The 26,871-nt window shown below is 38.8% G+C and carries 24 protein-coding genes, 1 pseudogene and 1 other annotated feature; of the genes and pseudogenes, 3 read left to right on the forward strand and 22 right to left on the reverse strand.

The window, feature by feature from the left end:
• Positions 1-4: 4 nt before the first annotated feature.
• Both hisS and ACOI1C_RS03200 read right to left on the reverse strand, forming a co-directional pair.
• A complete protein-coding gene (hisS, locus tag ACOI1C_RS03195; protein ID WP_422507933.1) occupies positions 5-1,282 on the reverse strand; it encodes a histidine--tRNA ligase in 1,278 nt (425 codons plus the stop codon).
• Positions 1,283-1,350: 68 nt separating this feature from the next.
• Positions 1,351-1,615: a binding site (T-box leader), on the reverse strand.
• Between the two features lie 56 nt (positions 1,616-1,671).
• A complete protein-coding gene (locus tag ACOI1C_RS03200; protein WP_422508185.1) occupies positions 1,672-1,857 on the reverse strand; it encodes a hypothetical protein in 186 nt (61 codons plus the stop codon).
• A 165-nt stretch (positions 1,858-2,022) separates the two neighbouring features.
• On the opposite strand from ACOI1C_RS03200, the gene ACOI1C_RS03205 reads away from it, so the two are divergent.
• On the forward strand, positions 2,023-3,798 hold the full coding sequence (locus ACOI1C_RS03205) for an SH3 domain-containing protein (RefSeq protein WP_422507935.1): 1,776 nt from the start codon (positions 2,023-2,025) through the stop codon (positions 3,796-3,798).
• A 20-nt stretch (positions 3,799-3,818) separates the two neighbouring features.
• On the opposite strand, the gene dtd is transcribed toward ACOI1C_RS03205, so the two are convergent.
• The 8 genes from dtd to ACOI1C_RS03245 form a co-directional block, all read right to left on the reverse strand.
• Entirely contained in the window at positions 3,819-4,259 is a 441-nt protein-coding gene (gene dtd, locus ACOI1C_RS03210; protein WP_422507937.1) for a D-aminoacyl-tRNA deacylase, read from the reverse strand.
• A gap of 50 nt (positions 4,260-4,309) precedes the next feature.
• The gene (locus tag ACOI1C_RS03215; protein WP_422507939.1) at positions 4,310-6,505 is read right to left on the reverse strand and encodes a RelA/SpoT family protein; all 2,196 of its coding nucleotides are present in this window, start codon (positions 6,503-6,505) and stop codon (positions 4,310-4,312) included.
• 191 nt (positions 6,506-6,696) lie between these two features.
• Positions 6,697-7,209, reverse strand: coding sequence for an adenine phosphoribosyltransferase (locus ACOI1C_RS03220; RefSeq protein WP_422507941.1), 513 nt, complete (start codon positions 7,207-7,209; stop codon positions 6,697-6,699).
• Between the two features lie 15 nt (positions 7,210-7,224).
• Complete coding sequence (recJ, locus tag ACOI1C_RS03225; RefSeq protein ID WP_422507943.1) at positions 7,225-9,570, reverse strand: single-stranded-DNA-specific exonuclease RecJ; 2,346 nt, start codon at positions 9,568-9,570, stop codon at positions 7,225-7,227.
• A gap of 69 nt (positions 9,571-9,639) precedes the next feature.
• Positions 9,640-9,948 carry a LapA family protein gene (locus ACOI1C_RS03230; RefSeq protein ID WP_422507945.1) on the reverse strand — a complete coding sequence of 103 codons (309 nt, stop codon included), beginning with the start codon at positions 9,946-9,948 and terminating at the stop codon, positions 9,640-9,642.
• Positions 9,949-9,962: 14 nt separating this feature from the next.
• Positions 9,963-10,802 (reverse strand): cation diffusion facilitator family transporter, encoded by an 840-nt coding sequence (locus tag ACOI1C_RS03235; protein ID WP_422508169.1) that lies wholly within the window; start codon positions 10,800-10,802, stop codon positions 9,963-9,965.
• 172 nt (positions 10,803-10,974) lie between these two features.
• A complete protein-coding gene (gene secDF, locus ACOI1C_RS03240; protein WP_422507946.1) occupies positions 10,975-13,230 on the reverse strand; it encodes a protein translocase subunit SecDF in 2,256 nt (751 codons plus the stop codon).
• A 126-nt stretch (positions 13,231-13,356) separates the two neighbouring features.
• Positions 13,357-13,626, reverse strand: a complete 270-nt coding sequence (locus ACOI1C_RS03245; RefSeq protein WP_422507948.1) for a post-transcriptional regulator — start codon at positions 13,624-13,626, stop codon at positions 13,357-13,359.
• 204 nt (positions 13,627-13,830) lie between these two features.
• On the opposite strand from ACOI1C_RS03245, the gene spoVB reads away from it, so the two are divergent.
• Positions 13,831-15,393, forward strand: coding sequence for a stage V sporulation protein B (gene spoVB, locus ACOI1C_RS03250; RefSeq protein WP_422507950.1), 1,563 nt, complete (start codon positions 13,831-13,833; stop codon positions 15,391-15,393).
• Between the two features lie 89 nt (positions 15,394-15,482).
• On the opposite strand, the gene ACOI1C_RS03255 is transcribed toward spoVB, so the two are convergent.
• Positions 15,483-16,127: a DUF421 domain-containing protein gene (locus ACOI1C_RS03255; protein ID WP_422507952.1), complete on the reverse strand. Its 645-nt coding sequence runs from the start codon at positions 16,125-16,127 to the stop codon at positions 15,483-15,485.
• Positions 16,128-16,342: 215 nt separating this feature from the next.
• Between ACOI1C_RS03255 and ACOI1C_RS03260 the strand changes: the two genes are divergently transcribed.
• Complete coding sequence (locus tag ACOI1C_RS03260) at positions 16,343-16,729, forward strand: TIGR04086 family membrane protein (RefSeq protein ID WP_422507954.1); 387 nt, start codon at positions 16,343-16,345, stop codon at positions 16,727-16,729.
• A 32-nt stretch (positions 16,730-16,761) separates the two neighbouring features.
• Here the strand turns inward: ACOI1C_RS03260 and yajC are convergent, their stop codons facing one another.
• From yajC to safA, 11 genes and pseudogenes are all read right to left on the reverse strand, one after another.
• Positions 16,762-17,022 carry a preprotein translocase subunit YajC gene (gene yajC / locus ACOI1C_RS03265; RefSeq protein ID WP_422507956.1) on the reverse strand — a complete coding sequence of 87 codons (261 nt, stop codon included), beginning with the start codon at positions 17,020-17,022 and terminating at the stop codon, positions 16,762-16,764.
• A 55-nt stretch (positions 17,023-17,077) separates the two neighbouring features.
• Complete coding sequence (gene tgt, locus ACOI1C_RS03270; protein WP_422507958.1) at positions 17,078-18,217, reverse strand: tRNA guanosine(34) transglycosylase Tgt; 1,140 nt, start codon at positions 18,215-18,217, stop codon at positions 17,078-17,080.
• Between the two features lie 24 nt (positions 18,218-18,241).
• Entirely contained in the window at positions 18,242-19,294 is a 1,053-nt protein-coding gene (gene queA, locus ACOI1C_RS03275) for a tRNA preQ1(34) S-adenosylmethionine ribosyltransferase-isomerase QueA (protein ID WP_422507960.1), read from the reverse strand.
• A 42-nt stretch (positions 19,295-19,336) separates the two neighbouring features.
• Positions 19,337-19,534 (reverse strand): DUF2905 domain-containing protein, encoded by a 198-nt coding sequence (locus ACOI1C_RS03280; RefSeq protein ID WP_422507962.1) that lies wholly within the window; start codon positions 19,532-19,534, stop codon positions 19,337-19,339.
• Entirely contained in the window at positions 19,534-20,532 is a 999-nt protein-coding gene (gene ruvB, locus ACOI1C_RS03285) for a Holliday junction branch migration DNA helicase RuvB (protein WP_422507963.1), read from the reverse strand. The genes ACOI1C_RS03280 and ruvB overlap by 1 nt, the downstream gene beginning before the upstream one ends.
• A gap of 15 nt (positions 20,533-20,547) precedes the next feature.
• A complete protein-coding gene (gene ruvA, locus ACOI1C_RS03290) occupies positions 20,548-21,162 on the reverse strand; it encodes a Holliday junction branch migration protein RuvA (protein WP_422507964.1) in 615 nt (204 codons plus the stop codon).
• Positions 21,163-21,292: 130 nt separating this feature from the next.
• Positions 21,293-21,853, reverse strand: coding sequence for a BofC C-terminal domain-containing protein (locus ACOI1C_RS03295; RefSeq protein WP_422507965.1), 561 nt, complete (start codon positions 21,851-21,853; stop codon positions 21,293-21,295).
• Between the two features lie 284 nt (positions 21,854-22,137).
• Positions 22,138-22,339: pseudogene (locus ACOI1C_RS03300) on the reverse strand (hypothetical protein); the annotation flags it as partial.
• A gap of 177 nt (positions 22,340-22,516) precedes the next feature.
• Positions 22,517-23,554 carry a YhcN/YlaJ family sporulation lipoprotein gene (locus ACOI1C_RS03305; protein ID WP_422507966.1) on the reverse strand — a complete coding sequence of 346 codons (1,038 nt, stop codon included), beginning with the start codon at positions 23,552-23,554 and terminating at the stop codon, positions 22,517-22,519.
• Between the two features lie 110 nt (positions 23,555-23,664).
• Positions 23,665-24,405, reverse strand: coding sequence for an NAD(+) synthase (gene nadE / locus ACOI1C_RS03310; RefSeq protein WP_422507967.1), 741 nt, complete (start codon positions 24,403-24,405; stop codon positions 23,665-23,667).
• A 520-nt stretch (positions 24,406-24,925) separates the two neighbouring features.
• Entirely contained in the window at positions 24,926-26,686 is a 1,761-nt protein-coding gene (gene safA / locus ACOI1C_RS03315; RefSeq protein ID WP_422507968.1) for a SafA/ExsA family spore coat assembly protein, read from the reverse strand.
• Positions 26,687-26,871 lie beyond the last annotated feature (185 nt).

The following is a 26,871-nucleotide window of genomic DNA, read 5'->3' on the forward strand; positions in this document are numbered from 1 at the left end:
CCTCCTAAACTTTTGACAATTTGTCTATTAAGAACCTAGTAAGGCTATCTAACTCAACTTCTTCTTGATCTCCAGTTTGAAGATCTTTTACTTGGAAAGTGCCCTTTGACAATTCATCATCCCCAAACACGACCACAAACTTTGAACCTAATCTATCAGCTGCTTTAAATTGTGCTTTAATCTTTTTATCTAGATAATCCTTTTCAACAGTTAGTCCTGCTTTCCGTAAATCGTTTACGACCCTTACCGATGCATCCTTCGCCTGATCTCCTAAAGTAACTACATAGCAGTCAACACCAGTTTGTACAGGAAGTTCCACACCTTCAGCCTTTAAAGCAAGTAATAAGCGTTCGATACTCATAGCAAAGCCAATTCCTGGTGTTTCTGGACCTCCAATTTCTTCAGCCAGTCCGTTGTATCGCCCTCCACCCATTAATGTTGTGATGGCACCAAATCCATCAGCATCACTCATAATCTCAAAGGCTGTATGATTATAATAATCTAACCCTCGAACAAGACCTGAATCAACAACAAACGATATTTCCATGTCCGTTAAATAACGCTGTACTTTGTCAAAATATAGCTTTGATTCTTCATTCAGAAAATCTAATATAGATGGTGCCGTTCTCATTAGTGGATGTTCATGATCCTTTTTGCAATCCAAAATCCGGAGGGGATTCGTTTCCAAACGGTTTTGACAGTCTGAACAAAACTCAGAAATCTGTTGGTTGAAGTGTTCGACTAACGCCGTTTTATGTGCCGTACGACTCTCCCCATCACCTAGGCTGTTAATCACTAGCTTCAAACGCTTTAACCCAAGACCCGTATACATCTCCATGGCGAGGGAGATCACTTCTGCATCAATGGCTGGATCTGCACTTCCTAATGCCTCGATTCCGAACTGTACAAATTGACGGTAACGCCCAGATTGAGGACGTTCATACCGAAACATGGGCCCGATATAATAAAGCTTTGTTGGCTGGTCGGGAAGTCCGTACATTTTATTCTCTACGAAAGAACGGACAACAGCTGCTGTTCCTTCAGGACGGAGTGTTAAACTTCTTCCTCCTCGATCTTCAAATGAATACATTTCTTTTTGTACAATATCGGTCGTGTCTCCCACACTTCGCAAAAATAACTCAGTGTGTTCAAATATCGGTGTTCGAATTTCTTTATAATTAAATTTTTTACAAAGCTCTCTTGCAGCTTCCTCAACTAATTGCCAGCGTTCAACATCTCCAGGTAAAATATCTTGAGTTCCACGAGGAATTTGAATAGACATGTTTGTGCCTCCTTATAAATGAATGATTCAAAAAAATACAAAAAGCTCCCGTCTCTATCTCAAATTGAGATAGGGACGAGAGCTATATTACCCGTGGTGCCACCCTAATTGAAGTTATAAGTAAGTGTATTCTTTTGTTACGAATTACACGGTATGTATACTTCCACTTTGGACAGTTAACGCCTGTCACGTTCAACCCCTACACTTACCTGAGTTCGGGGAGAAACCTACGGAGTGTCATTCGTTAAGACAGCATGTAGAAATGTTTTCAGCCAAGACATCTCTTCTCTATACATGTGTTACTTAAGTACTTATCTCCATCATTGGATTATTTCTATTTTATTATTGTTTCTTATCATACGAGTGTTTGAAACCATTGTCAAGAGAATTTACGATCTACCTAATCTCTTTTTCAGATGCTTTACTTCTCTCAATGATAAACCAAATTCAGAAGCGAGCTCCATACTTGTTGTGGCATTTTCTCTTTCTATGAAATCATGGAAACTGACACCAAATACTTGCTGTGTCCCTTTTGCACAAAATTCACCTTTTTCACTATATCTCAATGTAATCATCACCCCCATTTTAATCCTACTTTTGAACTATATTTTTCTCGAAATGAACATTTTTTTTCATAAAACGACAAGGATTTTCATAACTTTTCACGAATGGTTAGAAGTGGTATACTAATCACTATTTCCAACATTTTTTGCCGTGATACAAAAGGAGGTTTATCATCATTGAAAAAGGCGGTTATCTTCATCCTAGTTTTATCTTTATTGAGTCTATCTATACCTCATTCATCCATATTTGCAGAAAATATAACAGTCGTAATTAAGGCTGATTCTTTAAATGTTCGCTCTGGTGCTGGCTTGTCGTATCGGGTTGTTGCAAGTGTGATGAAGGATCAATCTTTTGAGGTCTTGGAGAAAAACGGAGACTGGGTAAAAATTAAAGTCTCTTCTAGCCTAAGTGGCTGGGTTGCTAGCTGGCTAGTTTCCGAGAAATCACCTAGCAAGACACAAAAAACAGTTGCCATTGTACAAAAGCCTGGAAACATGGAAGCTACCACAAATGGACTTCGAATTCGGAAAGGGCCGGGCACAAGCTTTCAGGTAATAGGGTCTGTTAATATAGGTAATCTTCTACAATTCAATGAGAGAAGTGAAGATTGGATTAAAATTACCTTTAAACAACTCGAGGGCTGGGTACATAGTGATTATTTAACAGGTATTCCTTCAGAAGATAACGAGAACACTGACAAAAATAAAGTACAAAAGAGTGGTATTGTAACAACAAATTCCTTAAATGTTAGAGATTCAGCCTCTCTAAATGGGCCTATCATTGGAAAAGTCACAAAGGATGAAAAGGTGGATATACTTTCAGAGAAATCTGACTGGTATGAGGTTCGCCTAAAGCCAAGAAACGGTTGGGTTCATAAAGATTATATAAAAATTAGTTCGGCAATTGATACCGAAAAAAGGAACGATCCCGCTCCAAGTCAAGGAAGTCAGCCTAACCAAATGGCAACTGTAACAGCAACGATTTTAAATATACGTTCAGACTACTCTTTGAATGGTGCCATCGTTTTTACAGTGAAGAAGGGCGATCAGCTGACTATAGTTGCTGAGGAAAACAGCTGGTATAAAATAAAATTATCTAATGGAAAAGAAGGCTGGGTTGCAGGCTGGTACTTAGAGAAAACAACAAATCGAACTGCTCCAACAGATTCTAGTAACGCAAAAACATCGACTGTAACTATTCTCTACGATACGACAAATATCAGAAGCGGTCCTTCTACTAAAAACGATGTTGTGCAGCGAACAATGCAAGGCGATAGCTTCACGATTGTCGAAAAGATTGATGATTGGTATAAAATCGCTTTATCTACCAATACGTTTGGGTATGTTGCAGGCTGGCTTGTCTCGACAACAGGTGAAGTGCAAAAAGTAGAAAGACCAGGTATGAATCAATATTTATCTGGTAAAACAATTGTTATTGATCCAGGACACGGAGGAAGAGATAGTGGAGCAAAGGGTGTTAGAGGTACATTTGAGAAGACTCTTACTCTTCGAACAGCTAAATTACTAGACGAGAAGCTACGAGCAGCTGGTGCAAAATCTGTTTTAACTAGAAGTCAAGATGCTTACGTGAGCTTGAATAGCCGAGTAAGCTTTGCCCATTATTATCAAGCCGATGCATTTCTGAGTTTGCATTATGATAGCAGTATTTACCCTTCTGCCAATGGAACGACAACCTATTATTATAATAAAACCAAAGATTACTCGTTAGGACAATCCATCCAAAGCGAAATGATTAAGCAAACCTCTTTGTCCGACAGAGGCGTGAATTATAGTAATTTTCATGTTCTACGACAAAACAAAAGACCTTCAGTTCTTCTGGAGCTAGGATTTTTAAGTAATATTTCTGAGGAAGCACATGTTTCTACCTCGCAATATCAAGAGAAAGTAACCACAGCTATTTTTAATGGGTTAGCTCAAGAGTTCAAAAAATAAAGAAGCCCATTTGGGCTTCTTTATTTACTCTCAATAATTAAGGTAACCGGACCTTCGTTCACAAATTGAACATCCATCATTTCTCCAAACAAACCTGTTTCCACATGTATTCCGAGGTTTTTAAGCTCTTCGTTAAAGCCCATATAAATCTCGTTTGCCTGCTCTGGTTTAGCAGCATCCATAAAGTTAGGTCTTCGCCCTTTACGGCAATCCCCGTACAATGTAAATTGAGAGACTGATAAAATTTCTCCTTTTACATCTAGAAGTGAATGATTCATCTTTCCAGATTCATCCTCAAAAATTCTTAAATTGGCTACCTTTTCCGCCACATAACTAGCATCAGCCATCGTGTCTGTGTGGGTTATACCAACTAGTAGCATCAAGCCCTTTGAAATCTTGCCAACTATTTCATTATTAACTGAAACACTTGCTTCACGCGCTCTTTGGACAATAACTCTCATGGAAACCTCACTTTAATGTAAGACTCTTTTCTTACTATGCGAAAACTGGCCTAATGCATGATTCTTCGTACAGCATATATATCAGGAATTTGTTTAATACGATCGACAACCTTTTGAAGGTGATTCACGTTATGAATGGATATGGTCATTGAAATGGTCGCCATTTTATTTCGATCAGAACGACCAGTTACGGCTGTAATGTTTGTTTTCGTTTCATTAACCGCTTGGAGTACTTCGTTTAATAGTCCTCGACGATCATAACCAGAGATTTCTATTTCAACATTGTACTCTTTTCCTTCTTTGGCATTGCCTTCCCATTCAACCGTTAGAAGTCTTTCTTTGGCTTCTTCTACATGAACATTTGGACAGTCATCACGATGAATGGATACTCCTCTTCCTTTTGTAATGAAGCCAACAATATCATCACCAGGAACAGGATTACAACATTTTGAGAGTCGAATCAATAGGTTATCAATACCTTGAACTCGTACACCACTATCCCTCTTTTTTGTCACTGTGAATTTCTTCAAATCCAAAACAGCTTCAACTATAGAGGTTTCTTGTCCATTGTCACGTTTCTTTCTCCATTTTTCAGTCAGCCTTGTTGCAATTTGGGCTGCTGTTATTCCGTTATACCCTACTGCTGCATACATATCTTCTTCATTAGAGAAATTAAACTTGTCCGCAACACGTCTTAGGTTCTCACTGACAAGGACTTCTTTCGGATCTAAATCTAAGTTCTTGATTTCTTTTTCAACTAACTCTTTACCCTTACTGACATTTTCATCACGGCGTTGCTTTTTAAAGAATTGACGGATTTTATTTTTCGCCTGAGTGGTTTGAGCTAGCTTTAACCAATCCTGGCTCGGGCCATAGGAATGCTTTGAAGTAAGAATTTCTACAATATCACCAGTCTTTAACTTATAGTCAAGTGTGACCATCTTACCGTTTACCTTCGCTCCGATGGTCTTGTTTCCAATTTCAGAATGGATTCGATAAGAGAAATCAATAGGAACGGATCCAGATGGAAGCTCAAATACATCTCCTTTTGGAGTAAACACAAACACCATATCTGAAAACAAATCAATTTTTAACGATTCCATAAATTCTTCGGCATTGCTCGCATCGTTTTGCCATTCCAAAATCTCTTTAAACCACGTGATCTTTTTCTCAAAAGACTCTTGTTCCATCACTTGTTTATTTTCTTTATAGGCCCAATGTGCGGCAATTCCATACTCAGCAATGTGATGCATTTCACTTGTTCTAATTTGGACCTCTAAAGGCTCACCTTGAGGACCAATAACAGTTGTATGAAGCGATTGATACATATTTTGCTTGGGCATGGCAATATAATCTTTAAATCTACCGGGCATCGGCTTCCAGCATGTATGAATAATTCCTAATATGGCATAACAATCCTTAATACTATTAACAACAATTCTAACAGCAAGTAAATCATATATTTCGTTAAACTGTTTATTTTGGATTGCCATTTTTCGGTAAATGCTGTAGATATGCTTTGGACGACCAGAAATATCTGCACCAATCGATACTTCCTTTAGACGGACGCTCACTTCCTGCATGACTTCCTCTAAATATTGCTCTCGTTCTGCACGTTTCTTTTTCATTAAGTTAACAATCCGGTAATATTGCTGCGGATTTAAGTACCTAAGTGAAGTGTCTTCAAGCTCCCATTTAATTTTGGAAATACCAAGTCGGTGGGCTAATGGGGCGAAGATCTCTAATGTCTCGTTCGAGATGCGACGTTGCTTTTCTTGAGGCAAATGCTTAAGTGTCCGCATATTATGCAATCTGTCTGCTAGCTTAATTAAGATCACTCGAATATCCTGGGCCATGGCCACAAACATTTTTCGGTGGTTCTCAGCCTGTTGTTCTTCTTGTGATTTATATTTAATCTTCCCGAGCTTCGTAACACCATCTACAAGCATCGCTACTTCTTTATCAAACTCTTCTTCAAGCTGGGTAATCGACACATCGGTATCCTCAACGACATCATGAAGAAATCCAGCTGAAATGGTAACTGGATCCATCTCAAGGTCAACTAAAATTCCAGCCACTTGTATAGGATGTATTATATAAGGCTCGCCCGACTTACGGTACTGCTCCTGATGGGCAAGTTTAGCAAACTCATATGCATGTTGAATAAGCTCTATATTTTTATCGGATAAGTATTTAGCAGCTTTTTCAATAACCTGCTCAGCTGTTAGTACTTGTTCGTTTGCCATTAAATCACCTGATTTAGGAATAAATTTATTTTTTATGAAAAATAGTAGACTGAAATCATTATTGTTACTATTATCATGAAAATTTATGTAGATGTAAAGGATTAAGGGGAAAAATGTAATTTTAAATAATGGCAAATGCCTTATAACACAAAAAGAGTGTCGATCGACACTCTTTTTTACTCAATGTAGCTTTAGTATTTCATTAAAGTAAGAACTTCATAGCCATCCAGCTTATTGCGGCCATCTAGGTACGTCAACTCAATTAAGAAGGCAATTCCGGCAACCACTCCACCTAGCCGCTCAACCAATTCGATCGTTGCTCCTATTGTTCCTCCAGTTGCTAATAAATCATCTGTAATCAGGACTCTTTGACCTGGTTTGATGGCATCTTTATGCATGGTGAGAACATCTGAGCCGTATTCTAGACCGTAGTTTACCTTAACAACTTCTCGAGGTAGCTTTCCTTCTTTACGAACGGGTGCGAATCCAAGACCTAGGGCATAGGCAACAGGGCAGCCAATAATAAAGCCTCTGGCCTCTGGTCCTACGACAACATCAATTCTTTTCTCTTTTGCAAAAAGGACAATTTCATCTGTAGCACTTTTGTACGCTTCTCCATTGTCCATTAAAGTTGTAATATCCTTAAACTGAATTCCCTCTTTGGGCCAGTTTGGGACGACTGTGATAAATTTTTTGTAATCCATTTCTGAAATTGCCTCCTATATGGTTACCAAACCTTCATATACATGATCAAACCAGTCTTTTAATTGTGAATAGGAAGAGTAAACAAGTACTTTTTCTATTTCAATTTGATCTTGTTTTTTCATATATGACTCTGAGTCTGTTAAGTCACGCTTTTTCGGTTGATTAGTAATTGAAATAACACCATTGTTTATTGTAACAAAATCTAATTCAAAAAACACCTTTAACATAAATTGAATCGATTCTTTTGACCAACCTCGGTGCTTTGCTAGTTTTTCATACTGTGATTCGTAGTGAAATTCTTTATTTTTTGATAAGAATCCATAAAACCATTTAAAATGTTCACGAGTTGGAATCGTATTAAAAAAGTGAGTTTCCTGCTGGTGTAAAATGGCATAAACTCTATCTGGCTTTGCTTGATCTACTAGTTCATGTAGTAAAGAAAGTGAAGGTGGTAGATCAAGCAAGACGAGATGATCACGATTAAATGGAATCTTTACAATATCAGTTTGATCCTTAACGATATAAATCGTTTCCTGTTCACACGTAAGCTTCAATTCTTCCAACAACTCTTCGTTAAAGACAATGATTTTGCGGTTCGATACAGGAATGGATTCAATTTGCTTAATCGCTCCCTTATTTCCTCGCCAATCAAACAATTGCCACTCATTTATGCAAATATCACCAACCATGACCTGTGGTTTACGATGATTATTCCACTCATTAACCGAGAGCTCTCCGATGATTGAAACCATTGATAGGGGAGAAATTTGGTCATAGACATGCCCAAACCCAAAGGCAATGGCATCCATGGTTGTACCTGAGTCCTCTAACAAAAGTTTTAAATGACTTTGATCTTGGCCTATTTTCTTCATTTGAGAAAGAGAAGTAGAAGATATGACTACTTTTGGTTTAGGATTTCCCATTCCATAAGGTGCCAGCCTAGTTAACTGCTCAATCGATGCCAGCGTGATGTCCTTGAGCTTGCACTCAATATCGACAAAGGTGACGGGAATATAATCATCCTCTGTTAGCTTTTCTTTTGCAAGCTGAATAAGTCTAGAACGAAGCTCACTTACTTGTTCCAACTCTACCGTCATCCCAGCTGCCATTGTATGACCACCAAAGTGAGGCAATATATCTCGACAAGTTGATAAGTTTTCAAATAAGTCAAAGCCCTTTATGCTTCTGGCTGAACCCTTTGCTACTCCTTTTTCTTCATCCAAACTAAGTACGATGGTAGGTCGGTAGTATTTATCCACAAGTCTTGAGGCTACAATCCCAATTACCCCAGCATTCCACCCCGTTTTTCCAACAACAAGCACTTGGTTTTCTTCAAGTGGAAATTGTGATTCTACAAGTTCTATAGCCTCTTGTGTCATCACATTGACAATTTTTTGTCTTTCTTTATTTAATAAGTCAATTTCCTGTGCAATAAGTTCTGCTTCATCTAGGTTATCCGTTAAAAATAATTGAACAGCAGGATCCGCGTCTCCAAGTCTACCAGCTGCATTGATTCTTGGACCAATCGAAAATCCAATCGTTTCTTCTGTCAGTTCGCTTTGATTGATGCTACATATCTTTAGCAAGGCTTGTACACCTGGATTACGGGATACTCTAAGAGCCTTAATTCCTAATGTAGCTATTAATCGATTTTCATCATGAAGTGGTACTAAATCCGCAATGGTTCCGATTGATGCCATGGCTATATATTCTAAAGGACATTCACCTAGCAGTGCATGTGCGACCTTTAATGCAACTCCTGCCCCAGCAAGTTGATGAAATGGATAGGTCCCACCAGGTAGATTAGGATGAATAATAGAATAAGCATCTGGTAGCTCAGGGCCAGGCTCATGATGATCAGTTATGATTAAATCAACACCTAACTCTTTTGCAAATCTTGCTTCATTTAGTGCTGATATCCCGGTATCAACCGTAATAATGAGAGTAAATCCTTCGTCACTTGCCCATTGAAAGGCATCGACGTTCGGACCATATCCTTCATTGAAACGGTTAGGGATGTAAAAATCAGCATCTGCACCCAATTGAAGTAATGCACGAAGCATAACGGTCGTACTACTCACACCGTCTGCATCATAATCACCATATACTAGTATTTTTTCTGCCTGCAAAATAGCTTGCTTAATCCGTTCCACTGTCTTTTGCATCCCACTAAGTAGGAATGGATCATGAAACATTTCGTCCTCTATATAAATAAACTTTTTAGCCTCTTGTGCGGTGGTTATCCCTCTAGTCACTAGAAGGTTTGCCACCATTGCAGAAATCGACAATTCTGAGGCTATTTGGTTTGCAATCTCGTCATTTTTTCCCTTGTGAACCCAACGTGTTTTGGCTAAAAGCACATAATCACCCCTTGACCCACTTATTATACATGAAGTGAGTAAGGGGTGACAATGGAAACAACAGATAGGCTAGAAATGAGTATTTTCTTGTTCTTGATCTTTCTTATTACTTTCTTCTACAATGTTTTGGTTTCTTAACGACTCATTCTCTTTTTGCAGATGCTTTAGCTGTTTTTGTACATGCATGAATCTAAAGATACCTGCAGCAAAAGCAGCAATCGCTCCCATTATAGCAGAACTAAGAATAACAAGAATAAGCGGCCATGAGGCTGTACCAAACATATAATGTACTTCAACTGTATTCACGTTAATCACCGCGAAGACAGCTACGATTAAGGCGAATACTAGAGCTAAAATGAGTGTCCATTGTCCTTTCATTAGTCTTTCCCTCCTTATTCCTCGTTGTTAAAAGGGTTCACATGAACAAATACATCTTGAACGTGTGCATGCTTTACAAGTTTCTCTTTTACCGTCTTCCCAATCTTATGCCCTTCTTCAACCGTTATATATGGATCTACTGATATTTTTAAGTCGACAATTACATAATGGCCGTGTTCTCGTGCATGAAGAGTGTCAATTTTCTTCACCCCATCAACCTTTAAGACAACCTCTCGCATCTCATTCGTATCTTCATCATGTAGGACATGATCAAGAGTATTATGTATAGATTCTGAACCTAGTTTCCAAGCCATGATGATGACCATCACTGAAACAAATACTCCCGCTACAGGATCTGCATACACTAGCCAGTCAAGCCCAATTCGTTCACCAGTTATTGCGGCTCCTATTCCAATCAAGGCAGCTAAAGAAGAGAAAACATCAGAACGATCCTCATATGCATTTACAGTAATGGCGTCACTATTTATTCTTTTACCCAGTTTAATCTTATAACGAAACATCAATTCTTTAGCGATGATTGAAATGAGAAGTGCGTAAATAGCAGCTATCCCGGGTGCTTCAATTGTATGAAAAAAGGATTCAATCGATGATCGACCAATCTCTAAGCCAACTACAAATAAAAGGACAGCGACTATTATTGCCGCAATGGATTCTGCCTTTCCATGCCCATATGGATGATCTTCATCTGGTGGTTGCTTGGCTGCCCTTACTCCAATATATACAGCTATTGAACCGGCCACATCAGAAGCCGAATTTACAGCGTCTGCTAGTAAAGCCTTACTGTTACTTATTGTCCCTATAACTCCTTTTAAAATAGCCAAGAGTATATTCATCACAATACTTAGTATCGCAGCGAACTCAGCTTCTTTAAAACGATCCTTTTGTTTCTTCACAGATTCACTTCCTTTATTAAAGTCTATTCGCTTATTATAGCCTAAATTCTTTAAAAGTTGAGTAAGAAAAAAGACCCGTGAAAAGGTACATTCACGAGTCTTTTACGACTGATCAAGGCTCTAGGTCCACTTCCACAGGCTTTAATTTCGGCTTTTTCCCTATACTTTTCCCTTTCCATACTAGCCATAGCTGAGATGCGATGAATATAGAAGAATAGGTTCCAGCAATTAATCCGATTAATAAGGCAAGTGAGAAGTTCCAAATAGATTCACTACCTAGAAGTAGCAATCCAATGGTAACAATAACTACTGTCAAAACTGTGCTTACTGAACGTCCAAGTGTTTGACGTAAGCTATCGTTAACCACCTCTGCTAGGTCGTCAACTGTCTTAATCTTCTTCCCACGTGCTTTCATGATTTCACGAATTCGGTCAAAGGTTACAATGGTATCGTTTATGGAGTAACCGACGATCGTTAATATAGCTGCTATAAAGGTTAAATCCACCTCTAATTGTAGTAAACTAAAGAATACAATAATGAAAAATGCATCATGTATTAATGCAACAACAGCGGCAATCGCCATATAGATTTCAAATCGTATTGTCACGTAAATGATAATACCAATAGAAGCAATCACGACTGCAATAAAGGCATTCTTAGCAAGCTCTTTCCCAACAGTTGGGGAAACAGTGCTTACATTTGGTTCTGAACCATATTTATCGGTGAAATAATCCTTAATCGCTGCTATTTCACTCTCTTCTAAGACCCCAACGAAACGAGCAACTCCAATTTCGTTATCAGTACCAGATAATCGTACATCCCGGGTTTCTTTACTTAAGTTTAACGAGTTAAACTCACTTTCAACTTCTTCTGTTGTAAACGAATCGTTAGAAAGTATTTCCACACGGGTCCCACTCGCAAAATCAATACCAAGATTTAATTTTTGTGTTGATAGAAGGATAATCCCTATTAGAGCTAGTACCCCTGTGAAAATGAATATTTTTTTACGGTGCTTCACAAAGTCAATTTTGTCAAATCTTGTCGGAATGGTAAAATCTGTATCCCCCGTGTCTATGTTTTGAATCTCAGTCTCTTTTACACCAAAATAGGATGGCTTTTTATTTAAAAAGCGGCTGTTTACCCAAAGTCCCAGAAATAATCTTGTTCCAAAGACCGCAGTTAGGAAGCTTAATAAAATACTTAATATGAGCATAGTTGCAAACCCTTTTACAGAGCTTGTCCCATAAAAGAACAATACTCCTGCGGCTAGCAGAGTCGTAATGTTCGCATCAAAAATGGTGGAAAGAGATCGACGGTTACCTGCTTTAAAGGCAGAAATGACTGACTTTCCTGTTTTTAATTCTTCCTTAATTCGTTCGTACGTAATAATATTGGCGTCTACTGCCATACCTACACCAAGTACTATGGCTGCAATTCCAGGTAGTGTTAATACACCATTCATCCAGTCAAATACTAAGAGTACTAAATAAATATAGATACTTAGTGTTACGACTGCAATTATTCCAGGGAATCGGTAGAAAACAAGCATAAATACAAAGACAAATAAAATACCGATCATCCCAGCAAAAACTGTCTTCTGTAACGCTTGTTCACCGAATTGAGCTCCTACAGATGTAGAATACATCTCTTTTAGTTCAACAGGTAGTGAACCCGCATTTAATAGATCCGCTAATTCTTTTGCTTCTGGAATTGTGAAACTTCCAGTAATTAATACAGACGTTTGATTGAATACTTCACGTACTCCTGCAGCCGAAATGAATTTCGGAGTGGCTTTACTAGCTTCTGCTTGGTAGGAGTCACCTTCTTCATAATCCAACCAGATGACCATTAAGTTAGTTGGTACAGGCATGCTAGATACTTGTCTAGTCACTTCGGCAAATTTCTCTGCACTTTTTAAGGTCAATGAAACACTCGGTGAATTATTTTCGTCAAATGACTGAGAAGCTCCGCCTTCAGCAAGATCCGCCCCACTCATCAGCTCCACATCATTGACATCTCGAAATGTCAGCTTCGCTTCTGTCGAAAGGATTTCTCTTGCCTTATTCTGGTCATCGACTCCAGCTAACTGAACACGAATTCGATCTTCACCTTCGATTTGGATATTGGGTTCACTGACACCTAGAACATTGACCCGTTTTTCTAGAGCTTTTACTGTACTTAAAAGGACTTCATGAGTGATCTCATCACCTTTATTAGCAGATTTTACCTCATAGAGAATTTCAAAACCACCTTGTAAATCTAATCCAAGTTTAATATTTTTCGTGACATCACTTGTAGTGGCTCCAACTAGCCCACCTGCTAGTAAAACGAGTAGAAAGAATATGATAATACGGCCTTTTTTAACCATTGTGCAAAAAATCCTCCTTAAAGTCATCCGAGTAGTAGGCTTATGATTGTGATAATGGCAGTTCAATTATTTATTTCTTTATGTACAAAAGCATTAGTTTTATTATGGTAGAATCATCATTAACTGTCAATTCATGCTTTTCGAGGACGGGAATTGAAATGGCTCTTTGAAAGCATTCATAGTAATAAAACTCATATAATCACTAATGGACAAGCGTAAAACATCATTCACTAGCTCCCGAATCGGTTTTGGCTCGACTTCTTTTTTCCATTTCTTCTTTAGTAGACATTGCCAAATTTCCTCTTCATCCGCCCGATCAAAACCATAAATTTGAAATTCTTCAACCTTACTTTGAATCGCAGGCTGAACATGTTTGCGCATTTCTTCCCAATTCATAATGACCCTCCTGGTCCAACAATTGATCTCTTTTTAACTCTCTGGAGTCTTCATTTTTTTTGTGAAAGCTCCCTATTTCTGCTCCAAATAATCATTGCTGATTTATATCGTAATATGTTGTCCTACTTTCTGTCATGCTTGGCCTATATACAAGCATATAGATATTGTATATGATAACACTTCTTTTGAGAAGGTAGGGTAGATATGTCGAAACAAACCTTTTTACAAGGAACTTTTATATTAATACTTGCTGGATTCATCACTAGGGTACTCGGATTTGTCAATCGAATAGTCGTTGCTCGAATAATGGGTGAAGAAGGCGTTGGACTCTATATGATGGCTGTTCCAACACTACTTTTGACCATTACCCTTACTCAGCTTGGTTTGCCCATTGCCATCTCTAAGCTAGTAGCTGAAGCAGAGGCAATAGGGGATCATAAAAGGATCAAAAAAATTCTTGTGGTCTCACTAGTAACCACTGGTATTTTAAGTATCATTTTTACTACTGGAATGATTGCTCTTGCACCCTTTTTATCGACTACATTACTCACTGATGATAGAACCTTTTATCCATTAATCGCCATTTCACCTATCGTTCCTATTGTTGCACTCTCATCTGTATTGAGGGGATATTTCCAAGGAAAACAGAATATGAGACCTGCAGCCTATTCCCAAGTTATTGAACAAGTCGTTCGGATTACGTTAGTTGCCGTTTTTACAAAAGCCTGTTTACCTTACGGAGTAGAATTTGCTGCCGCTGGTGCCATGATATCTGTTGTCTTTGGGGAACTCGTTTCTCTTCTTTATATGATGATGATATTCAAAATGAAAAAACGAATGAAGGTAAGAAAAAATTTCTTTTCTTCTCTTAAATCAGGAAAAGAAACATTTCACCATCTAATGGCGATTGCTTTACCTACAACAGGAAGTCGGTTAATTGGATCTGTTGCCTATTTTTTTGAACCAATTGTTGTTGTATGGAGCTTGGCGATTGCAGGCGTAACAACTGTAATGGCTACAAGGCAGTATGGTGAATTAACAGGATATGCCCTACCGCTATTGTTTCTTCCTTCTTTTATTACGTATTCGCTATCTGTGTCTCTAGTTCCTGCTATAAGTGAAGCAGCAGCTCAAAAGAAAACGCTACTTATTGAACATCGTCTACAGCAAGCTTTGCGTCTATCTTTCGTAACTGGAGGACTTGCAGTTGTCATTCTGTATGTATTTGCTGATCCGGTTATGCAGATTATGTACGGATCATCAGCAGCTGCTATCTACGTGAAAGTGATGGCACCATTTTTCTTATTTTATTATTTTCAAGGTCCCTTACAAGCAGTCCTTCAAGCAATGGATTTAGCCAAAGCAGCTATGATTAACAGTCTAATTGGAGCTGTCATTAAAATAGCTGTGGTTTTTGCTTTAGCAACTAGACCAGAACTTGGAATTATGGGAGCGGCACTTGCAATTGTTGTTGGTATTGTTTTAGTAACTTTGTTGCATTTCTCAACAGTAATCAAAGTCATTTCCTACACAATCCATGTGAGAGAATATGTAAAAAGCTTTATTACCATGATATTAGCCGGAGTGGGTGGACATTATTTCTTCCTCGCCCTAACAAGTGGTTCCCTAGGCATGCGAACTCTACTCGCTGTTATGGTCACGACAAGTATCTACCTTATCCTTCTGGTTATCTTTAGATTAGTAAAGAAAGAAGAAGTGAAGAGAATACCTTATCTCGGAAAATACTTAGCTCCATACGTTTATTAGTTAATTTCTCAATTTATTTGTGGATAAATCCAAAAGTTGACGCTAAACGAGAATAAGTAACCTTCCTGCGATAACAAAGGAGCGGTTACTTATTTTTTGTCAATTAAATCAACATAGAAAACCCCATTATCATAACTACAATAAGAGATTTGCTTGATTTTTGTGTAACCTAGATCACGTAGTTGCTGACGAAGCCACAGATTGGTTTGACCTAGAATTTTTAAATGTCGCTCTTGAATGGCACCATCAATAATGAGCGGCAGGTGAAGGGTGCTTTTTCTTTTATGGTCTTTTTCAAATACGGAGAGCTTACCTGATGGTTCTAGAATGGCAAATTCTACATCTGCTACATTACTAACATTTTTATCACGTAATTGGGTGAGTAAATCATCAAAATTATAGCGTTGTTTTCTCATTTCCAATTCTTTTATTCTCCCATTTTCAATTAATATTGAAGGTTTTCCTTCAAGAAGCTCTCTCACTTTTTTACTTTTTAAAGAAATTGTCGCTAATGTAATTTGAATGACCATTAGTAAAACCATGGGAATACTTGTATATAATAGTGGGTTTTCTATATTCTCTATACCAACTACAGCTGTCTCTGCAATCATGATAAACACAACAAGGTCAAGTATACTCAACTCACCAATTTCCCTTTTTCCCATTATACGAAATATGATGACGATTAAAAAATATAAAAATAGAGTACGACCGATGATTAAAACATACTCCATTACAGATGTCCCCCTTTTGGTCAGTACAAGCCATGCTTTCTAACCATTAGTCTACACAGTCATTTGAATTTCATGAGACGAAGGATTTTCCAACTTATTGTTTTAAGCAAATCTTTTCATTCTAATTTCGATGGATCACGAATATGCTTGTTCTAAAGAAAGGCTTGGCTAGTGTAATCTCTAGCTATTTTGTTAGATAAAAGGAGAGAACATGGATGAACGCAAGGAGTATGATTTCCGCTATTTTGTATGGGGTTTTAACAATTTCACTTATTATTCTTACCTGTAGTATCGTTTTTTCACTTCTCCTCCGGTTTACAAATCTACAGGAATCCTCTCTTCATTGGTTTATTATGGCGCTTTCATTTTTTGCTTTGTTTGCTGGTGGCTTTATTTCTGGGGGAAAAGGCAAAGAGAAGGGTTGGCTTATGGGCGGAGTTACTGCCATTTTGTTTACCAGCATTGTCCTCCTATACCAATTTCTTGGTCAGGAATCTGCTTTTTCAACTCAACAAACCTTTTATCATCTAGGGTATATTGCTACGGCCATGTTTGGTGGGGTAATCGGTGTAAACATTGCAGGCGGAAAAATAGCCAAGTAAAAAAAGAGCGAATTCCCGCTCTTTTTTTTTGATTAGTTTGATACTACATCACGTATTGCTGCACGATCAAATGTAAGTCTAGCACCGTCACCAGCTTTAATTACGATTGTTCCTTCATCAATAGCATCAACAATTCCGTGGAAACCACCGATTGTGACAACCTTATCACCCTTTTTCAAATCAGACTGCATTTGTTGCGTTTTCTTCTGTCTTTTTTGTTGAGGTCTAATAAGTAGGAAATAGAAAATTGCAAACATCGCTACTAGTGGTCCTACTGTAGTTAATAATTCCATGTATATTCACCCCTTTCTAATTCATAAAGTTTACTCACGTTAGCCAAGCTTATGACTAGAAATTTCTTGCATTCGGTTTATTAAATCCGTATGCTTCAAAAAACTCTTCTCGAAAATCACCTAAACGGTCTTCTCGTATAGCTTGTCTAACCTGTTCCATTAAGTTTAACAGAAAATATAAGTTATGGTAAGTCGTTAATCTCATTCCAAGTGTTTCATTGCATTTTATTAAATGGCGAACATAGGCGCGAGAATAATTTTTACAAGTATGACAATCACAATTAGGATCGAGTGGACCAAAATCTCTCTCATATTTTGCATTACGAATCACTAACCGACCTTCACTCGTCATACACGTTCCATTTCGAGCAATCCTCGTTGGTAAGACACAGTCGAACATATCAACACCACGAATAGAACCGTCAATCAAAGAGTCAGGTGAACCAACCCCCATTAAATATCGAGGTTTTGTAGAAGGTAATAATGGAACAGTAAAATCAAGAACACGATTCATAACATCCTTTGGTTCACCCACAGATAAACCACCAATTGCATAGCCCGGGAAATCAAGAGATACTAAGTCTTTTGCGCTAAGTTTACGAAGTTCCTCATATTCTCCACCTTGGATGATACCAAACAATCCTTGATCCTGTGGACGCTGATGAGCTTGTAAGCATCTCTCTGCCCATCTACTTGTACGTTCAACTGATTTTTTCATATAGTCAAACTCTGCTGGGAATGGAGGACATTCATCAAAGGCCATCATAATATCTGAACCTAGTGCATTCTGAATGTCCATTGCGCCTTCAGGAGATAAAAAGAGCTTTGCACCATTTAAATGGTTTCTAAAATGAACACCTTCTTCTTCTATTTTTCGAAGGTCACTTAAGCTGAAAACTTGAAAACCTCCAGAATCGGTTAAGATGGGACGATTCCAGTTCATGAATTTGTGAAGACCACCAGCCTCCCTCACGATTTCGTGTCCCGGTCTTAGCCAAAGGTGGTACGTATTACTTAATATAATCCCTGCTCCCATTTGAACTAAGTCTTCAGGTGACATTGTTTTTACTGTTGCGAGCGTCCCTACCGGCATGAATGTTGGAGTATCAAAAGAACCATGTGGTGTATGAACACGTCCAAGTCTCGCACCTGTTTGTTTACACGTTTTAATAAATTCGTACCTTATTGCTGTCATTCCGAGTTGCTCCCTTCATCGCTGTTACTCATTATTGCTCGAACCTTCAATGATTAACATGGCATCTCCAAAGCTAAAGAATCGGTACTTTTCGTTTACAGCTTCACGATAAGCATGTAAGACATTTTCCCTTCCAGCTAATGCACTGATAAGCATAATTAAAGTAGACATGGGTAAATGAAAATTTGTTAGCATTCCATCGATTCCTTTAAATTCATAGCCTGGGTAAATAAAGATATTCGTCCAGCCAGAGTCTTCAACAAACCTTCCTTCATTTTTCAAGGCAATGGTCTCTATAGTTCGAGTTGAAGTAGTACCAACTGTTATAATTTTTCCACCCTTTTGGCGAACTTCATTTAATAACTTGGCAGTCCCCTCTGTCATTTGGTAAAATTCAGCATGCATGTCATGCTCTTCAATAGTTTCAGCTTTGACGGGTCTAAATGTCCCTAAACCAACATGTAAAGTAATAAAGGCAATATGAACACCTTTTTTCTTAATGTCATCCAGTAGCTGTTTCGTGAAGTGAAGTCCAGCTGTCGGGGCAGCTGCTGAACCTACTTCTCTTGAAAAAACTGTCTGATACCGTTCTCTGTCATCTAATTGCTCCATAATATATGGAGGGAGTGGCATTTCACCTAAAGATTCTAATACTTCATAAAAAATGCCTTCGTATGTAAATTCAAACACCCGTCCACCATATTCACTTCTCCCAACACAGGTGGCCCTTAGGCTTCCATCTCCAAATGATACTGATGCTCCGATAGGTACTCGTTTAGCCGGCTTGACTAACGTTTCCCATTTGTCTTGCTCTACTTGCTTTAATAGCAATACCTCAACCTTTGCACCTGTTTCGTCCTTTGTTCCAAACAATCTTGCTGGTAGAACACGGGTATCGTTTAAAACCAAACAGTCGCCTTTATTCAAATAAGTTAGGACCGACCGAACTGAATCCTCGTGGCGAATTTCACCAGTGTGCTTATCTAACACCATTAACCTTGAAGCTTCTCGATCTACTAGAGGTGTTTGGGCAATAAGTTCCTCTGGGAGATTAAAATTAAATAACTCAACCTTCATTCTATTCACCTAACCCTTTGTTATCCGTAAAAATTTAATTAATTATCGAAAGCGACCCAGAAAGTAAAAGACAATAGATAGCAGGACGCTTATGACTATAGACGTTACAATCGGGAAATAAAAGGTTATATTCCCCTTTTTGAATACAAAATCACCTGGGATTCTTCCAATAAACTGCCAGATGATACCGACAAGAAATAGAAGCGCACCAAGAATCATTAACATCTTTGGTAACTCCATTATTTGGGAACCTCCATCTGAAAGTGACGGTAAGCAAGTTCAGTCACAATTCTACCTCTAGGTGTTCTTTGTAGAAAGCCTATCTGAAGAAGGTATGGCTCATATACATCCTCAATTGTATCTGCTTCCTCACCAATGGATGCAGCTATTGTATCAAGCCCAACTGGCCCGCCACGGAATCTTTCAATAATCCCTATGATTAATTTATGGTCAATATGATCCAGTCCTAATCTATCTACCTGTAACATTTCCAGGGCGTCTGAAGCAATTTGTTGATCAATGATTCCAGTTCCTTTTACCTGAGCAAAATCTCGAACTCTTCGAAGTAATCGATTCGCAATCCTTGGCGTTCCTCTTGATCTTCTTGCCATTTCAACGGTTGCTTCCTCGACAATTTCCACATCAAGGATATTTGCAGTTCGACTCACTATATGTGACAGTTGTTCCTCATTATAATACTCTAGCCGACTTAGCACACCAAATCTGTCTCGAAGTGGTGCTGATAAAGCACCTGCTCTAGTCGTAGCTCCAACTAAGGTAAAAGGAGGAAGATCTAACCGAACAGATCGAGCAGTAGGACCTTTCCCAATGACAATATCAAGACAAAAGTCTTCCAAGGCAGGATATAATACCTCTTCAACAGACCGCTGCAAGCGATGAATTTCATCAATAAACAAAACATCTCCTGGCTCGAGCGTTGTTAAAATAGCTGCTAAATCGCCAGGACGTTCAATAGCAGGTCCAGAAGTCGTTCGGATATTGACACCCATTTCATTGGCAATAATCGTTGCTAAGGTTGTCTTTCCAAGGCCAGGAGGACCATACAAAAGAACGTGGTCTAGTGTTTCATTTCTCATTTTGGCTGCCTTGATGAAAATTTGTAGATTCTCTTTTACTTTTGTTTGTCCGATATAATGCTGAAGCAATTGAGGACGGAGTGTTTGATCGATTGACTCCTCTTCACTTTCAGCCTCTACTGAAACAATTCGATCATCCAAGGCAATCCACCCTTCCTATTTACCTTGTACTAATTGCTGTAAAGCAACTTTAATATATTCATTAGTTGTCATCGTTTCTCTTTCAAGAAAGGGAACAATTTTCCGTATTTCACGTTCAGCATAGCCAAGTACCTGAAGGGCTTCTAAAGCCTCATCTAATGCGACATTTGAGCCTGTTTTCACCTCATGTGATGGATTTATTTCGTTATTTAGGATAAATCCACTATCCACTAATCCAGCTACTTTTCCTTTTAAATCCAGGATAATCTGTCTTGCTGTCTTTTTCCCTACACCTGGGAATTTAATAAGAAAGGCCTCATTTTCCTCTTCTATGGCATTAACAACCTGTTCTGGTCGACCAAATGCTAAAATAGCAAGTGCACCCTTTGGACCGATCCCCGTTACATTTAAAAGCTTCATAAACAATGCTCTGTCTTTTCTAGTTGGAAAACCATATAAGGCCAAAATATCTTCCCGAACGTGCTGGTATGTATACACTGTTGTCACTTCTTTATTTTTATCATAAATATATGGATTCGGTGTATAAATTAAATATCCCATTCCACCATGATCTATAACAATATACTCCGGATTTACATCTACTATATGTCCTTTAATAAACTCTATCAAGTGTATTCTCTCCCCTAATCACGCACAATTTATTCCCTAGCTACATTTTGCACTGTATTCCATTTTAACATAATAACAAGACGATTGCTTCCCACGAAAAAAGACGAACCATAGTGGCTCGTCTTTTGTATTATGGTGAAGTGGAGAAGGGTTTAAATACCTCTAATACTTCCACATACTTATCTTTGGATTCGATAGGGATCCCCATTTTCAGTTCTTCGTGCTGTCGACTTTCAAGTTTGTCTATATCAATTTGAAAAAAGGATTGAATAACTTGATCGGATTCAGGCTTGCCATTAAAAATGGTGAGGATATGATCTTTATTTATACCAAAATAGCCATTTGATTTCAGCAAAGGTGAGATATCATCAATATTTTTTTGAAAAACAATTTGCTCTTCGTCTTGATCTATTAGTTGCCAATTTGCGTATTCTGACCAAAAGTCCTCCATAGACCATATCGTCTCTTCCTTGATTTCTTCACTTACTTCCCCGTCCAAAAACACCCGTTCTAATATTACCTTAACAGTTAAAGGACCTGTCACCTCATAAGATGCATTATTTAAAGGTAAGGCAGTTCGAGTCTCTAGTGGTTTCCCCTTCTCTACAGCAAAGGCTTGAATGACGCCAATAAGACCATAGAGAAGAATAATGATACAAAAAATTCTGGCATATTGATTGAAACGCTTCATTCTATCCACCTCTTTTTGTAAGTTTGATTCATTTCTTTCAACTTATGTATAACAGTAATTTAGTCTATCCTATTCTAAGAATTTTTATCCAAAAAATTAGTCGAACGACCTTTTAGAGTCTGTTCAAAAAGGAGGACAAAAAGAGCAAAGAAGTTCGAGGAAGCGAAGTCTTGAGCACCGGAGCGTATGTTTTGTATACGTGAGGAGCGGAGAGACGAGCTGACGAAGAAATTTGAAGCTATTTTTGCCGGACTTTTTGAACACCCTCTTTTAAAATAAATTTTTTAGGAAATCCCCCTTTTACTAAGAAATCTGTATTTTATTTGTTTCTTGATTTGCTGTATTCGATCTGCTGCTAATTTAGATGCATTGTAAACAAGTCACTAAATAAAAGTGCAGTTTTGCTTTTTTCCCTTTTCGGTGCCGAAAATTTTTTAGTTGGAAAAACTCTTATAAATGGACAATTACTCGTTCAACGGCTGTTCTCTCGGCATTATCAAACCGCACGCGTCCTATTAAGTCATACGGCTTACCAACGTGCTAAATTGAATACTTCACTATCCTTTGGGCACAGTTCATTTTGCAAACGGCATCTCCCGCGTCGCACACAAAAAGAAGGGGAACCAGTCCCCTCCTCTAAACTTAATAATTAGTTTGTATTTCTTAGCGGAGTTCGGACTCATCATCAATTTCTTGACCGATCTCTTTGAACATATCACGAACGTCAGCATCTAGATTATCCGTAGGGCCGCCATTACGTAATTCGTTATCAATGTTTCTTGCTCTAGTGAAAGTACTCTCATCCGTTACTACTCGTACTTCTTTTCCGGATGTCATGGAGCGAATTGCACTGCGTACTTTTTGTTCAACATCACGATCGTTTTGATTTTTTGTATCAACAGCAACTAAAATTTCATTTCCATTTACAATGGTACGTGCATCATCAACATTATTCATGTCTTTTACACGATTAGAGATTTTTTCTGCTAATCCGCCGTTATAATTATTTTTGTACGAAGCTTTTGCATTGTTGTTTTGACCCATCATTTGACCATGATAGTTGTAATCACTTCTTGAATAACGATTGTCACGAGCCATTCCACGATCCTCAGTAGCTTTAGGTCTAGTTGGATTGTTAACGCCAATATTATTACCATAATCCCCTACAGAATTACGATTAGAGTTTTGACCATTTCCCCCAAGAGTTGTTGGTCCATTGTTACCAGAATGACCGTTACTTCCACGGCTTGCATATTGACCATAACTGTAGGTTCCGGAACGACCATACAAATCTTGTTGACCTTTATGGTCTCCTCGATTTGTTTTGTTCGCTTCATTTACATGTTTTCGGTTTGTTCGTACATTTTGGACTCCCATCCGGTCATGATCTTCCCCAACGATACCATCATCTCTAGTGCCTATATTCCCAGCATGTCTTCCATTTGTTGAATTGTTATTAGATGTTCGGTCCAACATTTCTGTAACAGGACCATCATTGTCACGTTCAGGTAACCTTGCATTTCCGTTCCTCTCGCTATTGCCATTAGAGGGGTTTACATTTTCATTTGAGTAATAGCCTATAGGTCTAGCTGCATTCGTGTTGTTAGTACCCATTGCGCCTTCGTCATCATTTCCACCACAGGCAGTTAGACTACTCAGTAGAAAAGCAGTTGAAAGTGTATATAATACTTTCTTATTCAATGCAAATACCCCCATTTCATGATGGTTAGTATGAGTGAAAATCACTCCTTACTATCTTGGCATTAGAGGGGGAATTCTAGTCTGTCATATATAGGTAGCTAATTTCTTTATTAAAGTTTTGGAGGTGAGGCTGCGAGCTGACGTTTATGGTGAGACTGATTATGTAGTTTTTCAATAATTAGTCGATCTTGCTCTGGTATTGCTTCACCTTTTAGTAACTTGTCAATCATAGCATAGGTTGTACCCATTTCATTTTCGTCTGTTTGACCTTCCCAAAGTCCTGCACTTGGTGCTTTAGTAATTACATCATCTGGTACACCAAGGGCTATAGCTAACTCTCTTACTTCACCTTTTGTATAGTGAACAAGTGGCACTAAATCGACTCCGCCATCTCCATATTTTGTAAAATATCCAGTGTGCCATTCTGCAGCGTTGTCTGTTCCGACAACTAAATACCCAAAGTTATTGGCGACAGCATAAAGAGTCGTCATTCGTAAACGAGCTCTTGTATTAGCATCTCCCAACTTAGCAGCTTGTTCATTCCATGTTTGAAATCCTTTAAGCTGTTGCTCAATTTCTGAAAACATCATTTGATGAGTATTTGTCAAATCAATAACATAATGATCAATTCCGCTACTATTCACAACCTTCAGCGCATCCTCTTGATCATGAGGATTACTTTTACATGGAAGAATTAAGCCTAAAGAGTTATTTGGAAATGCACGTTTAATCAAGTAGGTAACAACAGCTGAATCTATTCCACCGCTAATTCCTACGATTGCACCCTTTAAACCTGCCTCTCTCACCTTTTCTTGAAGCCATACAACTAGTTTTTCAATCGTGTTCTCCATTAATTGATCATCTCCTACTTCATTTCACTTGTTTTTTATTTTATCATAGCTATGATGATACTTTAAACTCATTAGAAAAATGGTTCAATCGATAAAAATCTGATTTTCAAAAAAAAAGCTCCTTCCATTGTCTTCACTCCGATGATTTGGAACATATACAAAATTGCTATACACGGAGTATCCATTATTTTTTCTCATAATGTTCTAATTCCAAGTATGAAGTGTTAGAAAACCCAAAATCGTTTCTAGCTTTGAGTTTTTATATAGGTTTGAAAGTAACCAGAGGGAACATATAAGCGGAAACCTACATATATTGTCCGAAATCAGGATTTGTAAGCGATTTTTCATTTTTATCGTCCGAAATTCAAATTTATGAGCCGAAACAACACTTCTATTGGAATTAGTACAAATTTTTACATTTTTAAACTCTTTCCAAATAAATGCGGCACAAAACAGTGTTCAATACAAATTATGGAAATAAAAAAAGACGACTCATAAACGAATCGCCTTCAGAAGTTACTTATAAATTAAAATCATCATCATTGTCATTAAAATTAGGCATTCCCATAGGTCCCTGCATCATCGGAAATCCTGGTGCACCGAAGCCTTGTTGACCTTGAAGTGGATATCCTGGTTGGCTTCCTGTTGGATAGCCTGTTGGTGCTCCGTATCCCGGTTGGCCACCGGTTGGGTAGCCTAATGGTGCTCCATACCCCGGTTGGCCTACTGTCGAATAGCCTGTTGGTGCTCCGTATCCCGGTTGGCCTCCGGTTGGGTAGCCTGTTGGTGCTCCGTATCCCGGTTGGCCTCCGGTTGGGTAGCCTGTTGGTGCTCCATACCCCGGTTGGCCTCCGGTTGGGTAGTCTGTTGGTGCTCCATACCCCGGTTGGCCTCCTGTTGGATAGCCTGTTGGTGCTCCGTATCCTGGTTGCACTCCGGTTGGATAGCCTGTTGGTGCTCCGTATCCCAGTTGGCCTCCGGTTGGGTAGCCTGGTACGTCATAATCTGATTCATCATCTACTTGATAATACTGTGGTCCGTATCCTGGTTGACCTCCCATTGCAATGTTTGGTCCTCCAAATCCTGGTTGACCTCCACTCGCAAAGTTTGGTCCTCCAAATCCTGGTTGACCTCCACCTGCAAAGTTTGGTCCTCCGTATCCTGGTTGACCTCCAGCTGCAATGTTTGGTCCTCCGTATCCTGGTTGACCTCCACCTGCAAAGTTTGGCCCTACAAATCCTGGTTGACCTCCACTCGCAAAGTTTGGTCCTCCAAATCCTGGTTGACCTCCACCTGCAAAGTTTGGTCCTCCGTATCCTGGTTGACCTCCACCCGCAAAATTTGGTCCTCCGTATCCTGGTTGACCACCAGCCCCTATTCCGAATGGTGACATTCCGTGATGTCCACCATCATGACAGCCACAATCGTCATCCCCCGCACCAGCAATTTGCTGAGGGTAAGGATATCCTCCAGGCTGCATTCCTGGATAAAGATTTGGTTGCATCATGCCTTGCATATCAGTTAAATCATCCGCGTCCCCAACTGCGAAAGGACTAACCATTGATGGGTATACAGGTTGTGGAAATCCTTGTTGTGGATACCCTTGGTTTGGAAATCCTGGTTGTGCAAATCCTTGTTGCGGATACCCTTGGTTTGTGAATCCTGGTTGTGGAAACCCTGGATGGCCAAACATATGCGGAGGGCAGAATCCATAACCCGGAAGAATTGGAGAGATAGGAATACATTCTTCAGGTGCCATCTGTGGAGCTACTTGTGGTGATAATTGTGGTGCTTTCGGAACTTCTGGTACTTTTTCTTCAACCACAGGTGATACTGCAGTTGGCTGCTTGGGCATCAATCCTGGTAGAATATTAGTTGTTTGTGGAGCATTTTGATACGCCATATTTAAGTAGTAATTATTAATATCCATTTCAAGCTGTGGCAATTGTGGTACCTTTGGAACGTATGGCATTTTAGGCATTTCTTTTACAACTTCTGCCTTAACTTGTTCTTTCATAACTGGCTTTGGTGCTGGTGATAAATCAACATATGGTTGCTTTACTTCTTCTTTAACTGGTGATAATTGTGTCTCTTTAAAGATTGGAGATTCTTTCTTTTGGACAGGTACACCCGCTGTAGGAACTTTAATTTTCATCCCCGGCATGATCATATCTGGATTGCTTAATTGCGAGTTTAATTGCTTTAACTCTTCAAAATCTACTCCGTACTTTTGGGCGATTTTCCAAAGCGTATCACCTTTTTGAACAATATGGATCTTCACGAATATCCCTCCCATGGCAAATTCTTTACAGTGTATGCTTCTCTAGGCTAATTGCCACTCTTCTTCATCACAACTTATGCGAAAGAAGAAAAAAATATGCCAAGGCTAGCATTCGAAGTGCCAAACACTTGTCAGGAGGTTTCAAATGTTTGGGTATACGTAATTTCAGGTTTAATTTGGGGTTA

The sequence above is a fragment of the Bacillus sp. DJP31 genome (assembly GCF_049310945.1).
Lineage (GTDB): Bacteria > Bacillota > Bacilli > Bacillales > SA4 > Bacillus_BS.

What these genes read in the sequence shown, in the direction of transcription:
- hisS (WP_422507933.1), bottom strand. Translation starts at nt 1,282, where the DNA reads ATGTCTATTCAAATTCCTCGTGGAACTCAAGATATTTTACCTGGAGAT.
- ACOI1C_RS03200 (WP_422508185.1), bottom strand. Translation starts at nt 1,857, where the DNA reads ATGATTACATTGAGATATAGTGAAAAAGGTGAATTTTGTGCAAAAGGG.
- dtd (WP_422507937.1), bottom strand. Translation starts at nt 4,259, where the DNA reads ATGAGAGTTATTGTCCAAAGAGCGCGTGAAGCAAGTGTTTCAGTTAAT.
- ACOI1C_RS03215 (WP_422507939.1), bottom strand. Translation starts at nt 6,505, where the DNA reads ATGGCAAACGAACAAGTACTAACAGCTGAGCAGGTTATTGAAAAAGCT.
- ACOI1C_RS03220 (WP_422507941.1), bottom strand. Translation starts at nt 7,209, where the DNA reads ATGGATTACAAAAAATTTATCACAGTCGTCCCAAACTGGCCCAAAGAG.
- ACOI1C_RS03230 (WP_422507945.1), bottom strand. Translation starts at nt 9,948, where the DNA reads ATGAAAGGACAATGGACACTCATTTTAGCTCTAGTATTCGCCTTAATC.
- ACOI1C_RS03235 (WP_422508169.1), bottom strand. Translation starts at nt 10,802, where the DNA reads ATGAATATACTCTTGGCTATTTTAAAAGGAGTTATAGGGACAATAAGT.
- secDF (WP_422507946.1), bottom strand. Translation starts at nt 13,230, where the DNA reads ATGGTTAAAAAAGGCCGTATTATCATATTCTTTCTACTCGTTTTACTA.
- ACOI1C_RS03245 (WP_422507948.1), bottom strand. Translation starts at nt 13,626, where the DNA reads ATGAATTGGGAAGAAATGCGCAAACATGTTCAGCCTGCGATTCAAAGT.
- spoVB (WP_422507950.1), top strand. Translation starts at nt 13,831, where the DNA reads ATGTCGAAACAAACCTTTTTACAAGGAACTTTTATATTAATACTTGCT.
- ACOI1C_RS03255 (WP_422507952.1), bottom strand. Translation starts at nt 16,127, where the DNA reads ATGGAGTATGTTTTAATCATCGGTCGTACTCTATTTTTATATTTTTTA.
- ACOI1C_RS03260 (WP_422507954.1), top strand. Translation starts at nt 16,343, where the DNA reads ATGAACGCAAGGAGTATGATTTCCGCTATTTTGTATGGGGTTTTAACA.
- yajC (WP_422507956.1), bottom strand. Translation starts at nt 17,022, where the DNA reads ATGGAATTATTAACTACAGTAGGACCACTAGTAGCGATGTTTGCAATT.
- tgt (WP_422507958.1), bottom strand. Translation starts at nt 18,217, where the DNA reads ATGACAGCAATAAGGTACGAATTTATTAAAACGTGTAAACAAACAGGT.
- queA (WP_422507960.1), bottom strand. Translation starts at nt 19,294, where the DNA reads ATGAAGGTTGAGTTATTTAATTTTAATCTCCCAGAGGAACTTATTGCC.
- ACOI1C_RS03280 (WP_422507962.1), bottom strand. Translation starts at nt 19,534, where the DNA reads ATGGAGTTACCAAAGATGTTAATGATTCTTGGTGCGCTTCTATTTCTT.
- ACOI1C_RS03295 (WP_422507965.1), bottom strand. Translation starts at nt 21,853, where the DNA reads ATGAAGCGTTTCAATCAATATGCCAGAATTTTTTGTATCATTATTCTT.
- nadE (WP_422507967.1), bottom strand. Translation starts at nt 24,405, where the DNA reads ATGGAGAACACGATTGAAAAACTAGTTGTATGGCTTCAAGAAAAGGTG.